Origin of the sequence: Aquabacterium sp. A3 (genome assembly GCF_038069945.1) — a bacterium.
Classification (GTDB): domain Bacteria; phylum Pseudomonadota; class Gammaproteobacteria; order Burkholderiales; family Burkholderiaceae_C; genus Aquabacterium.
The window spans coordinates 64,510-79,400 of sequence record NZ_JBBPEV010000001.1 but is presented as its reverse complement, the minus strand read 5'-3'; the positions used below and the strand labels follow the sequence as shown (position 1 = coordinate 79,400).

Here is a 14,891-nt window from a genome sequence, read left to right as displayed (position 1 = left end):
CCAACCCGGCTCTGGCCGGGTTTTTTGTGCCCAGGCTCTGACATCGGTGTCTGACATCTCCACCCCAAATCACGTGCAATTCATCACGCTTTTCGGGTGTAATTCGGGTGAAGATACAACCCCATGAGCGACACCAAGGACCGGGCCATCCTGTTTGCCGACCTGCGCGGCAGCACGGCCCTCTACCTCAAGCTGGGCAACAGCGAAGCGGCCACCCTGGTCACGCACAGCCTTGCCCGGCTGGGTCAACACATCGCGGCCTGTGGCGGGCATGTCATCAAAACCCTGGGGGACGGCCTGATGGCGTCGTTCGATCACGCCGATGCGTCCGTCGAGGCGTCCATCATCCTGCACGACGCCATCGAAAAAATGGCCCCCGATGCAGATGGCCTGCCCGCCCGGAGCCCGGCCATCAAACTCAAGGTGGCCATCGCCTGGGGAGAAACCGTCGAGGTGGATGGCGACTGTTTTGGCGATGCCGTGAACGTCGCAGCAAGACTGCTGGACCTGGCTGGCGAAGGCGAAACACTCATCACGGGCCCCTTGCAGCGAGAACTGCCCTCGGACCAGCAAGAACACTTTCGCAGCATCGACAACCTGCACCTGCGCGGACGCCAGGAGCCTGTGGCCGTGCTGCGCATGGAAGCCCGCCGGTTTGGTGACACCCTGTCCACCCAGATGCTGGAATCGCCAGCCACCGACTTTCCTGAAGGTTTGCGCCTGGCATGGCTGGGCATGGAGCGCGTGTTCTCGACCAGCAACATGCCCGTGGTGCTGGGCCGCAGTCCGCAGGCCTCGTTTTGCGTCAGCGACAGCCGGGTGTCACGCTCTCATGCCCGCATCGAATCCCACAGCGGCCAGATCTACCTCACCGACCTCAGCTACAACGGCACCCATGTGCGTTTTGAAAACGACGAACAGGTGCTCACTTTGCGCCGAGGCACCTGCACTCTCCATGGCAGCGGGGTGATTTGCCTGGGCGCCCCACCCACAGACCCCACCAGCACGCAGATCCACTTCGAGGTGTTGAGCTTCTCGGACACCTTGCCTCAGTACTGACCAGGGGCCACAAACGGCCTCAGGCCCGCTACAGTGTGGGGTTGGTTCACCCTGTTTCCTTCGCATGAGCGCCGTCAACAAGGCCGACGCTGAACGCATAGCCCTGCTGCGGGTCACCAGCCTCGTGCAAGGGGGGCCACACCCTGCCTGTGAGGCCCTGGTTCGGCTGGCGGCTCGCCACACAGGCGCCCCGGTGGCGGCCATCAACCTGGTCGACGAACACAGTGTGACGGCGCTGGCACACGTGGGCGAGGTTCATCGCCAACATGGCCGGCAGGTCTCGTTGTGCGGCTGGGTGGTAGACCACCGCTGTGAGCTGGTGGTTGTCGACATGCTCGACGACGATCGACTCGCTGACCGCCTTGGTGGTCTGCCGGCTCCCACCAAGACCGCCTACCTGGGTTACCCCATCATGGTCGAAGGGCAAGCGCTGGGCACGGTGTGCGTGCTTGACCAGGGGCCGAGGCAGTGGCGGGACGACGACCTGGCCAGCCTGCGTGATGTGGCCTCTGCGGCGGCGGCGCTCATCGAGGGCGAACTCAAAGGGCAGCGCGCCCGGCGCATGGAGGCCAGGGTGCGCACCGCCAGCCAGGCAGGCAGCGACTGGCTGTGGGAAACCGATGCCGAGGGCAAGCTTCAGTGGGTATCGGCGTCCTTGGTGCACCACACCGGGCTGGACCCGGCTGTGGAAGTCGGCGTGATCGGAGCGGCACTGTACCGCCCACACCCCGACCACCTGGACAACTGGGATCGTTTCCAGTTGGCACGGCAGCGCCGCGAACCGTTCGTCGACATGATCGGCATGCGCGACACCCCTCGTGGGCCCCTGGTGGTCAGCGTTTCGGGCATCCCGGTGTTTGACAGCGCCGGCACCTTCAAAGGCTACCGAGGCGCCAGCCGCAACGTCACCCGGCAGATCGAGGCCGAACAACAAGCTCGCAGGCTCAATGAGCTCTTGCGGCAGGCGGTCGAGGGCTTCCATCTGGGCGTCATGGTGTCGGACAGCGAAGGCCGCATCCTCATTTCCAACCAGCAGTGGCGTCAATGGGCGGGGAGCGCCTACCAGGCAGATGACCCCTGGTGGCCGGCCACGGTGCAACGCATGCTGGCCCAGGGCGACTGGCCCGATGCCGGTCACGACGGCTCGTTCATGCCCTGGATCATGGGGCTGCGGCACAGCAACCTGGCCCATGAGCAACGCTTTCGGCACGGTTGGGTGCAGTTGCGCGATACCTTGCTGCCCAACGGCAGCACCGTTCACGTGGTGGTCGACATCACCGATCGCCGCCAGGCGCTGGACAAGCTGCAGGTCAGCGAAACCTTGTACCGCACCGTGGCGTCGACCATCAACGATGGATTGCTGATCACCGAGTTGAGCGGGCGCGTGGTGGCGCTCAACCCGGCGGGCTGTCGCATCCTGGGCGTGGAGCGCGGCCAGCTGAAGCACCTGGATGAAGGTCACGGTTTGTGCCTGCTGGACGAGTCACAGGCGCAAGCCCTGGCACCTGATCAGCATCCCGTGCTGGTGGCCTGTCGGCGGGGGGTTCCCGTCAGCGAACGCACGCTGCCCCTGCGCCGCCCAGACCAACAGATCTGCTGGGTGAACTTGTCGTGCCACCCCTTGCGCACAGAGCCTCAAAGCGACCCCTTTGCGGTGCTGACACGACTGCGGGATGTGACCCATGAGCGTGAGGCCTTGATGCAGCTGGCCCAGTCTGAAGAACGCTGGAAATTCGCATTGGAAGGCGCAGGCGACGGTGTGTGGGACTGGGATCTGGACACCGGTCAGGTGTTCCTGTCCACACAATGGAAAGCCATGCTGGGCTACGCGGACAACGAACTGCCCAACGCGGCACCGTCGTTCTTCGAACATGTGCACCCCGACGACAAGGCGCGGGTGGCCAGCAGCCTGCAGGCGTATGTGGAGCACGGTCAGGGAGAGCACCAGCTCGAATACCGCATGCTGCGCCGCGATGGCAAGGTGCTGCATGTGCTGTCGCGCGGCAAGGTGATGTTGCGCACGGCACAAGGGCAACCTCGCCGCATCGTGGGCACCAATTCGGACGTGACGCTGCTGCGTGAGGCGGCACGCAACCTGGCAGAAAAGCAACTGGCAGAGGCATCCAGTGCAGCCAAGAGTGCCTTTTTGTCGCGCATGAGCCATGAAATCCGCACGCCACTGAATGCCATCCATGGCTTTGCACAACTGCTGCGACTGCAACCCGACGTCCAAAGGGGGGTGATTCCGTCCATGCGAGAGCACGTTGAACAGATCCTCTTGGCCAGCCAGCACCTGGGCGGCCTGATCAACGAAGTGCTGGACCTGCAACAGGTCGAAGCCGGGCGCATGCAATTTCACCTGGAGCCGGTGAACCTGCTGGCGTCGGTCGAGCGCATGGTGCGCCTGCTGGAGCCGCTGGCCCATGAGCACGGCGTGACCCTGCTGGTGCAGGCGACGGCTTCGCAGCCCGTGCTGGCCGACCGACAGCGCCTGGAGCAGGCACTGATGAACCTGCTGTCCAACGCCATCAAGTACAACCGACCGGGTGGGCAGGTGGCGATCTCAAGCCAGGACGGCGATGGTCACACGCTGCACTTGTCCATCCAGGATACCGGGCGGGGCATGAGCCCAGAGCAACTGTCGCGCCTGTATCAGCCTTTTGAACGCCTGGGGCGCGAAACATCGGGCATTGAAGGCACCGGGCTTGGGCTTATCATCACACGATCGTTGGTCGAGGCCATGGGCGGCAACCTCACGATCAGCAGCCAATTGAACGAAGGCACCCGTGCCATCTTGAGTTTGCCCAAGGGCAGCACCCATGCCCCAGGCAACTTGTTGTCAGTTTCCCCCCCGCCAGCCACAGGCGCCGAGCCTGCATCAGTTTTGTCAGCTGAACACACACCGGCCCCACCCGCTCTGCCATCCAAGACCCTCCAGGTGTTGTATGTAGAGGACAACCGCATCAACGCGATGTTGTTCGAGGAAGCGCTGCGCCCGTTCGAAGAACTGCAGCTGACGGTGGCTGAAGACGGCGATGCAGCCATCGAAATGGCCATGGCCCATTCGCCAGGGGTGCTGGTGCTGGATGCCCACCTGCCCGGCATGTCGGGCTTTGATGTGTTGCGCGTGCTGCGCACCCTGCCGGGGCTGGCCACCGTGCCGGCGTACATGTGTTCGGCCGACGCCATGCCCGAAGACATCGAACGCGCCTTGGCCGAAGGCTTCACCGGCTACTGGACGAAACCCATCGACATTGTTGCAGTGACCACAGAGCTGCGCAGGTTGGCCGCCAGCGCGCACAATGACGCTCCATGAGCGTTGCCAAAGAACCTGCCTACACCCACGGTAGCGAGCCCCACACTGCCGTGGTGCTCGTCAACCTCGGCACCCCCGACGCGGCCGATGCGCCCTCTTTGCGGCGCTACCTGGGCCAGTTCCTCAGCGATTCGCGGGTGGTGGAGATCCCTGCCCTGCTCTGGAAGCCCATCCTGCACGGCATCATCCTGCGCGTCAGGCCAGCCAAGTCGGCCGCCAAGTACGCCAGCATCTGGATGCCTGAGGGCTCGCCATTGCGCTACTGGACCGAGCGCCAGGCCAAACGGGTGGACGGCTCGCTGGGCGAGCGGGGGCATCGGCTGGTCGTTCGACATGCCATGCGCTATGGGCAGCCCAGCGTGGCGTCGGTGCTGGACGAGCTCAAGGCGCAGAACGTCACCCGCGTGCTGATCGTGCCCATGTACCCCCAATATTCAGGCGCGACCACCGCCAGCGTGATGGACGAGGTGTTTCGCTGGGGGCTGCAGACCCGCCGATTGCCCGAACTGCGCCACATCAACCATTTTCACGACGACCCGGCCTACATCGAGGCCCTTGCCAATACCGTGCGACAGCACTGGCAACAGCAGGGTCGATCGGGTGTGGGCCCCAAGGGCAAGCTGGTGATGAGCTTTCATGGCATGCCGCACCGCACCTTGCTGCTGGGCGACCCCTACCACTGCGAATGCCACAAGACGGGCCGACTGCTGGCCGAGCGCCTGGGCTTGCGCCAGGACGAGTATTTGGTCACCTTCCAGAGCCGCTTTGGCAAGGCCAAGTGGCTGGAGCCCTACACCGAGCCCACACTCAAGGCCTTGGCCGCACAAGGCACGCAAGGGGTGGACGTGATTTGCCCGGCCTTCGTGTCGGACTGCATCGAAACCCTGGAAGAAATCGCCATGGAGGCCAAGGAGGCCTTCCTGGGTGCTGGCGGCCGCGAGTTTCACTACATTCCGTGCCTGAACGACCAACAGCCCTGGATCTCGGCCTTGTGTGATCTCATCGAGCGCCACCTGCAAGGCTGGCCCACACGCCCGGCCGAGGCCGTACCCGCTGCAGCGTTGTCGGCGCAGGGCGAGCGAGCCCGCGCCATGGGGGCGTCACAGTAAGCGGCCGTTGTCCTCGGGCTCGGCGGGGTCCAGGGCCTCGGCCGCCGCCCCACCGGGCAGCAGGGCCTGGGCTTGAGTTTCAGGCAGGGCCTCGACCTGCTTGAGCGCGCGGCCCATGACCCGGGTGCGCGTCTCGATCGTCGAGATGGTGTTGCCAGCCTCTTCCAGCTTCTTTTTGGTTTTAGCCAGCACATCGCCAAACTTGGCGAACTCGGTCTTGACCGCACCCAGCACCTGCCAGACCTCGGCCGAGCGCTTCTCCAGCGCCAGCGTGCGAAACCCCATCTGCAGGCTGTTGAGCGTGGCCAGCAGCGTGGTGGGGCCCGCCAGCATCACGCGGTGCTCGCGCTGCATGGCCTCCATCAAGCCGGGGCGGCGCAAGGCCTCGGCATACAGGCCCTCGGTGGGCACAAACAGGATGGCGAAGTCGGCCGTGTGCGGCGGCGCGACGTACTTCTCGTGAATGGACTTGGCCTCCAGTCGCAGGCGCTGCTCGATGGCCTTGGCGGCCGCCTCCACCGCCGGTGCATCGGCGCGGTCTTGTGCCTCCAGCAAGCGCTCATAGTCTTCGCGCGGAAACTTCGCATCAATGGGCAGCCACAGTGGCTGATCGCCCTGATCGGCCGGGCCACGCCCCGGCAGGCGAATGGCAAACTCGACGCGGGCCCCGCTGCCCGGCACGGTTTCCACATTCACACCGTATTGTTCGGGCGTGAACACCTGCTCCAGCAGCCCGGCCAGCTGCACCTCGCCAAAAATACCGCGCGTCTTGACGTTGCTCAGCACGCGGTTGAGCGAGCCCACATCGCTGGCCAGGCGCTGCATCTCGCCCAGGCCCTTGTGCACCTGCTCCAGTCGGTCGGCCACCTGCTTGAAGCTCTCGCCCAGGCGCTGCTCCAGTGTGGCGTGCAACTTCTCGTCCACGGTCTGGCGCATCTGCTCCAGCTTTTTTTCATTGTCGGCCTGCAGCGACTGCAAGCGCTGCTCCACCGTCTGACGCACCTCATTCAAGCGGCGGTCGTTGGCCTCTGACAGGGTGCGCAGTTGCTCGGCCATCGCATCGCTCAGCCGCTTGAGGGCCGACTCCTGGGCCTCGTTGAAGCGCGACAGTGCCTGGGTTTGAGCCTCGCGCAGGGTGTTGGACTGCTGCGCCGACTGGTGTGCCGTGTCGCGCAGCGTGTCGGCCAGGCCTTGCTGCATGCCCGCCAGTTGCACCCGGAAGCTGTCGAGCTGTTCGTTTTGCGTGCGGGTGGCGTCGCCCTGCTGGGTCACCAGGGTTTGCTGCAGCAGGCCCATGGACTGGGCCATGCCCTGCCCCAACTCCTGACGCGTGCCGCTGGCGCTGCGCTGCAACTCATCGCGCAGGTCGCGTGTCATCTGCGCCAGGGCGGCGTCGTTGGACGGGGCCGGGCGCCACAGCAGCCACAGCACCAGCAAGAGGTTCAAGGCCGTCAGGCCGATCAGGATCCAGATGGTCATGCGCCTGATTGTCGCAGTGCCCGAAGCCTAGAAGCTGCAGGCACTGCGACGCCCGGCAGACATCGGGCTCAAACGAACTCGACGTGGGCCCCGGTCTTGGTGCGGATTTCGTCTTCGGTCACGCCAGGGGCGATCTCGATGCACTTGAAACCCTGTGGCGTCACGTCCAGCACACACAGCTCGGTGATGATGCGGTCGACCACGCCCACGCCCGTCAGGGGCAGTGTGCACTGCTGCAACAGCTTGTGTTCGCCGTTCTTGGCGGCGTGCTCCATCAGCACCACCACACGCTTGACGCCGGCCACCAGGTCCATGGCGCCGCCCATGCCTTTGACCATCTTGCCCGGGATCATCCAGTTGGCCAGATCCCCCTTCTCGGACACCTGCATGGCGCCCAGGATGCTCAGGTTGATCTTGCCGCCACGGATCATGGCAAAGCTCTCGTGGCTGCCAAAGATCGAGCTGCCGGGCAGCACGGTCACGGTTTGTTTGCCGGCGTTGATCAGGTCGGGGTCGACCTCGGCCTCGTCAGGAAACGGGCCGATGCCCAGCATCCCGTTTTCGGACTGCAACCACACATCGATGTCGGGGCTCACGTGGTTGGCCACCAGGGTGGGCAAGCCGATGCCCAGGTTCACGTAGAAGCCGTCTTCCAGTTCCTTGGCCGCGCGGGCGGCCATTTGATCATGGGTCCAGGGCATGGCTCAGGCTCCCTTCGGGTTCTGTTGGGTGGTGCGCTTTTCGATGCGCTTCTCGGGCGTGGCATTCAGCACCAGGCGGTGCACGTAAATGCCCGGCAGGTGGATCGAATCAGGGTCGAGCGAACCCGTCTCGACGATCTCCTCCACCTCGGCCACGGTGATCTTGCCGGCCATCGCCGCCGCCGGATTGAAGTTGCGCGCCGTGCGTCGGAAGATCAGATTGCCCGATTTGTCGGCCTTCCACGCCTTGACCAGGGCCACCTGAGGCACCAGGGCACGCTCCATCACATAGGTTTCGCCGTCAAACTCGCGCAGCTCTTTACCTTCGGCCACCACCGTGCCCACGCCCGTTTTGGTGAAGAAGGCCGGAATGCCCGCACCGCCCGCACGCAGCTTCTCGGCCAGCGTGCCTTGGGGCGTGAACTCCAGCTCCAGCTCGCCAGCCAGGTACTGGCGCTCGAACTCTTTGTTCTCGCCCACGTAGCTGGAAATCATCTTCTTGATCTGGCGCGTGTTGAGCAGCTTGCCCAGACCAAATCCGTCCACGCCCGCGTTGTTCGAGATCACCGTCAGGTCTTTGACCCCACTGGCCTGCAAGGCGTCGATCAGGGCCTCCGGGATTCCGCACAGGCCGAAGCCCCCCACGGCCATCAACTGACCGTCCTTGACGATCCCGGCCAGTGCGCTGGCGGCATCGGGATAGACTTTGTTCATCCGCACACTCCTTGGCAAAAAAGGATGTTCGCTGCACTGCAGCATGAGCCAGCGTACACCAGCTGCCAAGCAAAAATCCAGCCCACCCAACGAAAAACGCACACCAGTGTGGTGTGCGTGTGATCAGTGCTCTGGCAATGCGGGAGGTTTGTCCGAGGGCGGCAAGGCCAACGTGCCCTTGAGCGCCCGGATGGGCTCTGGCAAGGGCACAGGCCGGCCATCGGCCGAGCCCACCCACACCAGCGTCGCACCACCTGCCGCGTAGGGCGAGCCGGGCTCGTCGGCCCGCTCCACCGTGGCATAGGTGTCGATGCTGGTGCGTCCAGGGTCACCCACGTACAACTTCACCACCACGTCACCCGGAAACACCAGTGGCCGGTAGTAGTTGAAGAACGCGTTGGCGATCACCGGGCCGTCTTCGGTGTTGTTCACCTCGCCACGAATGGCATTGATCCAGTCCACCCGGGCCTGCTCCATGTAGCGAAAGTACACCGAGTTGTTGATGTGCCCCAGGGCGTCCATGTCACCCCACAGGATGGGCAACTGGATCTGATGCACGAGGATCTTGTGTTCGGGGATGTCGAGACGCATGGTGGAATCGGGGTTGGCTCAATCGATGATCGGGTGTTGAGGCAGATGGCGACGGCGTCGATGATTTCAAGACAGACGGCACACGGGCTCAAAACAAGCGGCCATCCAGTTGAAACGGAAACTCTTCCACCACCACGGCCATCAAGCGATAGGCCTCGTGGTACGGATTGATCAGCAGGTTGAAGTCTCCGTTGACCACAAATGAAGGCACCCACAACCCCAAGCTGTCTTCGGCATCCAGCCAGGCCATGCCCAGGGCCTGGGTGTGTGCCACATCATCCCGCCAGTCTGCCTTCAGGCCCAGATCACTCGCGCGTTGGATGGGCGCGCCTTCGGGCAAGGTCAGCCTGAACATGGCTTGGTGGACGGGCTGCACACCGTTGCAGTGCACGCGCTTTTCAAGGTGGCACAACGCCCGGGTGGCGCCCGCGTACACCAGCATGCGGGGGCTCATGCGGTGCCAGCGGCCGCTGCCCAGCGTGGCGCCGTACCCCAGATGCCTGAGCAGTTGCCGGGCCTCGGGCACCGGGCTGGGGCAATAGCCGATGCGCCAGACCGTGACGCCCGCGCTCACACCACGCCGCCGTACTTGATGCTCACCAGCATGTCTTTGACGCGTTGCGCACCATAAGAAGACCTGGCGGCTTCCACCGGCGCGGCCTCATCAAACAGCGGGTGTGGCCGCTGGAGCCACGCCTTGGCCTGCTCCAGGGTGCCGAACACGTCGGTGGCCAACTCGTGGAGCTCCAGCAGGCGCAGCACGCTTTCGGCCGAATGCATGGGCACGGTCTTGTCTGCCGCCGACAGGCGCGTGGCGGTCGATCGGTCCAGCCCCATCAAGATCGCCAGATCTGCCTTGGCCATGCCCAAGGTCTGGCTGATGGGGTCAACCAGGCGGGCAGGCATGCCTTGACTCACCAGGCGATAGGCGCGTTCGGCACTCAGCTGCAGGCCGTGATGCTGCCGAACGTTGTCCAGCAACTCATCCCAGCCGAACTGCGCGGGACGTGCTCTGGTGGAGGTGGCTGCCTTCATCATGATGCAATTACAACACGATGGGCGTGCAATTGCAACAATACAGGCCTCAAGCTCAGCCGGAACTCACCCCGCCACCATCCCGTCGTCTGCCGAAATCACCGCGCCATTGATGAAGTCGCTCTCGGCAGAGCACAGCATCACCAGCAGTGCGTCCAGGTCACGCGGGTGGCCCACGCGCTTGCGGGGCAGCATGTTCACCAGTTTCTGGCCCGCCTCGGTCTGCCAGTGGTGGTGGTTGATCTCGGTGTCGATGTAGCCGGGGCAGATGGCGTTGGTGGTGATGCCAAAGCGGCCCCATTCACCCGCCATGGCCTTGGTCATGTGCACCACGGCGGCCTTGCTCATGCAATACACCCCGATCTGCGGCAGGGTGCGCAAGCCGGCGGCCGAGGCGATGTTGACGATGCGCCCGCCCGTGAAGGTGCCCGGCGCAGCGCCCTTGGCACGGGCCAGCATGCGCTTGGCCACTTCCTGGGCCATGAAAAAGGCGCCGCGGGTGTTCGTGTCGAAGACGTAGTCGTAGCTTTCTTCAGACACATCCACCAATCGCTCGGTGGTGCTGACCCCCGAGTTGTTGATCAGGATGTCGATGGGGCCGACTTCGGTTTCAGCGTGGGCCACGGCCGAACGGATGCTGGCCAGGTCGGTGACGTCCAGGCCGACCACGTGGGCATCACCACCGCCGGCCTCGATCTCAGAGCGCAGGTCTTTGAGGCGCTCGATGCGCCGCCCGCCCAGCACCACGGCGGCACCGGCCTTGGACAAGGTCAGGGCAAACTGCTTGCCCAGGCCGCTGGAAGCGCCAGTGATCAGGGCCACGCGGCCAGAGAGGTCCAGGGTGTAACTCATGCATGCTCCTCAGGTGACTGCGAAGCACCTTAGCACGGCCACACCACCTGATGAAACGCATGGAAGGGGGCTGCGGCATCGCTGTTTTCCACATCGGCCCCCTGGGCATGGGGTGGCGCCTGGCCGTTTTCGAACGGTCGTGCTATTTTTTGCGTGATTTTGAACGCGCCTCGACATAGAATCGCGGACTTGATCCAAAACACCCCGAATCCTGTTGCCCCGAACAGAAGGAATCACGATGACGCCCCAGGAAATCCTTGAGCAGTTTGGCCCCCGCGAGTCGATGGAATACGACGTCGTGATCGTTGGCGCCGGTCCCGCTGGTCTGTCCACCGCCATCAAGCTCAAGCAACTGGCTGAAAAAGCTGGCAAAGAAATCTCGGTGGTGGTGCTGGAGAAGGGTTCCGAGCCAGGCGCGCACATTTTGTCGGGCGCCGTGATGGACCCGATCTCCATGAACGAGCTGTTCCCCAACTGGAAAGAGCTCGGCGCACCGCTGAACCAGCCCGTCACCGCCGACGAAGTGCTGGTGCTGACTGAAACCGGCGCCATGGCCACGCCGCAGGCCCTGATTCCCAACAACTTCCACAACGAAGGCAACTACGTCATCAGCCTGGGCAGCGTGGTGCGTTGGCTGGGCCAGCAGGCCGAGGCCCTGGGCGTGGAAATCTTCCCCGGCTTTGCGGCTGCCGAGGTGCTGTACAACGACGACGGCTCGGTCAAAGGCATCGCCACGGGCAACCTGGGCATCGACAAGTCAGGCGAGCCCACGGGCGACTTCCAGCTGGGCATGGAACTGCTGGGCAAGTACACCATCTTCGCCGAAGGCGCGCGTGGCCACCTGGGCAAACAGCTGATCGCCAAGTTCAAGCTGGACCAGGGCAAAGACCCGCAAAGCTACGCCATCGGCATCAAAGAATCGTGGGAAATCGACCCGGCCAAGGCCAAGCCTGGCCTGGTGGTGCACACCGCCGGTTGGCCCATGGACACGCAAACCTACGGCGGCGGCTTCTTGTATCACCTGGAAGACAACAAGGTGACCTTGGGCTTTGTGACCGGTCTGGACTACCAGAACCCCTGGCTGAGCCCGTTTGAAGAAATGCAGCGCTGGAAGACGCACCCCAGCATCAAACAGTATCTGGAAGGCGGCAAGCGCCTGAGCTACGGTGCCCGCGCCATCACGGCCGGTGGCATCCTGTCGCTGCCCAAGTTCGTGTTCCCCGGTGGCGCCCTGGTGGGTTGCGACGCCGGCTTCCTGAACGCCGCCCGCATCAAGGGTTCGCACGCCGCCATGAAGACCGGCATGCTGTGTGCCGAAGCCATCTTCGAGGCCCTGAACGCTGGCCGCCAGAACGACGAGCTGACGGCTTACGCCACCTCGTTCGACAAGAGCTGGCTGAAGGAAGAGCTCGACACCTCGAAGAACTTCAAGCAGTGGTTCAAGAAGGGCATGTACGTGGGCATGCTGATGACCGGCATCGAGCAGTGGCTGTTGCCGCGCCTGGGCATGAAGGTGGCCCCGTGGACCATCCACCGCACCGAAGCCGATCACACCCGCCTGCTGCCCGCAGCACAGTGCGCCAAGATCGACTACCCCAAGCCCGATGGCAAGATCACGTTTGACCGCCTGAGCTCGGTGTTCGTCTCGAACACCAACCACAATGAGCACCAGCCGGCCCACCTGACGCTGAAGAACGCATCGGTGCCTGTGCAGACCAACCTGGCCAAGTTTGCCGGCCCCGAGTCGCGCTATTGCCCGGCCGGTGTGTACGAGTTCGTGAAGACCGATGACAACCAGGACAAGCTGGTGATCAACGCGCAGAACTGCGTGCACTGCAAGACCTGCGACATCAAGGACCCGACCCAGAACATCGTGTGGGTGACGCCCGAAGGCGGCGGTGGCCCGAACTACGCTGGCATGTGATCCATGCCTGATCAAGGGGCCCTCGGGCCCTTTTTTCATGGCTGGCGCCTGCACATTGATGGCGGCGCTGCGCCCAACCCCGGCCGCATGGCCGTGGGCGCATGGCTGTGCGGCCCCGATGGGCAGGTGCACACCTTGTCCATGATGTTGCCCGGCACGGGTTGCAACAACGAAGCCGAACTGCGCGCTTTGATGGAGGCACTGCCCTGGGCGGCCAGCCACGGGGCCACGCAGGTACAGCTATACACCGACAGTACGGTGTTGGTGGCGCTGATGAACACATCAGACACGCGCAAGGTGCTGCGGCTACAGGCTTTGATCCAAGAGGCTCAACAGCTGATGACGTTGCATCAAGCGCGGGGCTTGCAATGGGTGCCACGACACCGCAATGCGCAGGCCGATGCTCTGGCCCGATCGGCCCTGGGTTTGCCTCCCAAGGCGGTGAAGACGCCCCACCCTGCCCGCCGCAGGCGTTGACATTGACGTGGCCAGCGTCAATGCCCGTGGCGAGGGGTTTGCTCGATGTCGTCGATGACCTGCCCCACCGGAATGGGCTCGATGTCATCCCCGCCTTCGAGCACCTCAAGGCCATTCAGCGCCTGACGGGCCGCCAGGGCCTGTCGGGCATCGCGCTCTGCCTTGATCTGAGCGCGCCGCTCGGCAAAGAACTGTTTGAGCAAGGCGCTGGCAGGCTCGGCCAACACGCCACCCACGATCTGCGTGTGGTGATTGAGCTGCGGGATGGCGAACAAATCAGTCACCGAGCCGGCCACGCCGGTTTTGGGATCGGGCGCGGCAAACACCACCCGCTTGAAACGCGCGTGCATCAAGGCCATGGCGCACATGGCACAGGGCTCCAGCGTGACGTACAGCTCGCACTCGGGCAGCCGGTAGTTCTCCAGCAACTGCGCGGCGTGCCTGAGCGCCACGATCTCGGCATGGGCGGTGGGGTCGTGCGTGGTGATGGGGCGGTTGTAGCCCGTGGCAATCACCTGCCCTGCCCGCATGATGACGGCGCCCACCGGCACCTCGCCCGCCAGCCAGGCGTTGTGGGCCTGGTCCAGCGCCAGACGCATGGCGAACTCGTCTTGAGACGATGGTGGGGCGGCGGTGCTCATCAGGCGAGTTTAGCCCGAGGCAGGCAGAGGCATCCCCTTGTGCGCTAGCATGCATGACCACTCAACCTTCGTGCGCCTGTCCATGTCGTTCCTCAACAACCGAGTGCCGCCACCGGTGGTGGCCTTGCTGGTGGCCGCCCTGATGTGGTGGCTGCCAGACGCCGGCGCAGATGCGCTGGTCTGGCCATCGTGGGTGCACTGGATGGCGCTGCCGGCCCTGGCGATGGGGCTGGGTTTTGATCTGGCGGGGCTGTACGAGTTCTGGCGTTTCAAGACCACCGTCAACCCCTTGAGCCCCGCACGGGCCAGCCAACTGGTGACGCGCGGGGTGTACCGCATCACGCGCAACCCGATGTACGTGGGCTTGGCCCTGAACCTTCTGGCCTGGGCGCTGTACCTGGACAAGCCGCTGACCCTGCTGGGGCCGGTGGCTTTCATGGCCTACATCACCCGGTTTCAGATCCAACCCGAAGAGCAAGCGCTGCTTGGGTTGTTTGGTGAGCCTTATGCCCACTACATGCAGTCGACTCGCCGCTGGTTGTGAGCACGCTTCGCCTTGATCATCTACCTTTGAAACTCAACCACACTCAACATGACCTTGCTGGAGATCTACCCCAAACTCAAGGCCAGCCACGCTGGATTTGCCATGCTCACCATCATGGTGTTCACCGTTCGAGGCTTGGGCGTGCTGGCAGGTATGCGGTGGCCCATGCACAAGCTGCCGCGCATCGGCAGCATGGTGATCGACACCCTGCTGCTGGCCACCGCCGTGGCCTTGTTGGCGGCCATGCAGTTCAGCATGCTGAACACGCCCTGGTTGCAACTCAAACTGGTGCTGCTGGTGGCCTACGTGGTGTTGGGCGTGTTCGCGCTGAAGCGCGCTCCCACCCGATCAGGCAAGGCCTTGGCCTTTGTGGCGGCCCTGCTGTGCTATGCCCACATGTATGGCATGGCGCGCCACAAGGATGTGTTGGGCTGGTTTGCCATGTGATG

At 64.0% G+C, this 14,891-nt stretch carries 15 protein-coding genes; 7 read left to right on the top strand and 8 right to left on the bottom strand.

Features of this window, described 5'->3' with window-relative positions; translation table 11 throughout:
- Nucleotides 1–123: 123 nt before the first annotated feature.
- From WNB94_RS00345 to hemH, 3 genes are all read left to right on the top strand, one after another.
- Entirely contained in the window at nucleotides 124–1,059 is a 936-nt protein-coding gene (locus WNB94_RS00345) for an FHA domain-containing protein (protein WP_341387599.1), read from the top strand.
- Between the two features lie 64 nt (nucleotides 1,060–1,123).
- Nucleotides 1,124–4,375, top strand: a complete 3,252-nt coding sequence (locus WNB94_RS00340) for an ATP-binding protein (protein ID WP_341387598.1) — start codon at nucleotides 1,124–1,126, stop codon at nucleotides 4,373–4,375.
- The gene (hemH, locus tag WNB94_RS00335; protein WP_341387597.1) at nucleotides 4,372–5,484 is read left to right on the top strand and encodes a ferrochelatase; all 1,113 of its coding nucleotides are present in this window, start codon (nucleotides 4,372–4,374) and stop codon (nucleotides 5,482–5,484) included. Before WNB94_RS00340 ends, hemH begins: the two co-directional genes overlap by 4 nt.
- Here hemH and WNB94_RS00330 read toward each other — a convergent pair.
- The 7 genes from WNB94_RS00330 to WNB94_RS00300 all read right to left on the bottom strand — a co-directional run bounded on the left by WNB94_RS00330 (nucleotide 5,476) and on the right by WNB94_RS00300 (nucleotide 10,856).
- Entirely contained in the window at nucleotides 5,476–6,963 is a 1,488-nt protein-coding gene (locus WNB94_RS00330; RefSeq protein ID WP_341387595.1) for a DNA recombination protein RmuC, read from the bottom strand. The genes hemH and WNB94_RS00330 overlap by 9 nt on opposite strands.
- 68 nt (nucleotides 6,964–7,031) lie before the next feature.
- A complete protein-coding gene (locus WNB94_RS00325) occupies nucleotides 7,032–7,664 on the bottom strand; it encodes a CoA transferase subunit B (protein ID WP_341387594.1) in 633 nt (210 codons plus the stop codon).
- 3 nt (nucleotides 7,665–7,667) lie between these two features.
- Nucleotides 7,668–8,378, bottom strand: coding sequence for a CoA transferase subunit A (locus WNB94_RS00320; protein WP_341387592.1), 711 nt, complete (start codon nucleotides 8,376–8,378; stop codon nucleotides 7,668–7,670).
- Between the two features lie 123 nt (nucleotides 8,379–8,501).
- Complete coding sequence (locus tag WNB94_RS00315) at nucleotides 8,502–8,969, bottom strand: acyl-CoA thioesterase (protein WP_341387591.1); 468 nt, start codon at nucleotides 8,967–8,969, stop codon at nucleotides 8,502–8,504.
- An 88-nt stretch (nucleotides 8,970–9,057) separates the two neighbouring features.
- Entirely contained in the window at nucleotides 9,058–9,543 is a 486-nt protein-coding gene (locus WNB94_RS00310) for an RES family NAD+ phosphorylase (protein WP_341387590.1), read from the bottom strand.
- Nucleotides 9,540–10,007: an Xre family toxin-antitoxin system antitoxin gene (locus WNB94_RS00305; protein WP_341387588.1), complete on the bottom strand. Its 468-nt coding sequence runs from the start codon at nucleotides 10,005–10,007 to the stop codon at nucleotides 9,540–9,542. Before WNB94_RS00305 ends, WNB94_RS00310 begins: the two co-directional genes overlap by 4 nt.
- Nucleotides 10,008–10,070: 63 nt before the next feature.
- A complete protein-coding gene (locus WNB94_RS00300) occupies nucleotides 10,071–10,856 on the bottom strand; it encodes an SDR family oxidoreductase (RefSeq protein ID WP_341387586.1) in 786 nt (261 codons plus the stop codon).
- A gap of 238 nt (nucleotides 10,857–11,094) precedes the next feature.
- On the opposite strand from WNB94_RS00300, the gene WNB94_RS00295 reads away from it, so the two are divergent.
- A complete protein-coding gene (locus WNB94_RS00295) occupies nucleotides 11,095–12,780 on the top strand; it encodes an electron transfer flavoprotein-ubiquinone oxidoreductase (RefSeq protein WP_341387585.1) in 1,686 nt (561 codons plus the stop codon).
- 3 nt (nucleotides 12,781–12,783) lie between these two features.
- Nucleotides 12,784–13,257 carry a ribonuclease HI family protein gene (locus tag WNB94_RS00290; protein WP_341387583.1) on the top strand — a complete coding sequence of 158 codons (474 nt, stop codon included), beginning with the start codon at nucleotides 12,784–12,786 and terminating at the stop codon, nucleotides 13,255–13,257.
- A gap of 17 nt (nucleotides 13,258–13,274) precedes the next feature.
- On the opposite strand, the gene tadA is transcribed toward WNB94_RS00290, so the two are convergent.
- Nucleotides 13,275–13,898, bottom strand: a complete 624-nt coding sequence (tadA, locus tag WNB94_RS00285; protein WP_341387581.1) for a tRNA adenosine(34) deaminase TadA — start codon at nucleotides 13,896–13,898, stop codon at nucleotides 13,275–13,277.
- Nucleotides 13,899–13,947: 49 nt separating this feature from the next.
- Between tadA and WNB94_RS00280 the strand changes: the two genes are divergently transcribed.
- Nucleotides 13,948–14,442, top strand: coding sequence for a methyltransferase family protein (locus WNB94_RS00280; protein WP_341387579.1), 495 nt, complete (start codon nucleotides 13,948–13,950; stop codon nucleotides 14,440–14,442).
- A 48-nt stretch (nucleotides 14,443–14,490) separates the two neighbouring features.
- Nucleotides 14,491–14,889, top strand: a complete 399-nt coding sequence (locus tag WNB94_RS00275) for a SirB2 family protein (RefSeq protein ID WP_341387578.1) — start codon at nucleotides 14,491–14,493, stop codon at nucleotides 14,887–14,889.
- The last annotated feature ends 2 nt before the right edge of the window (nucleotides 14,890–14,891 follow it).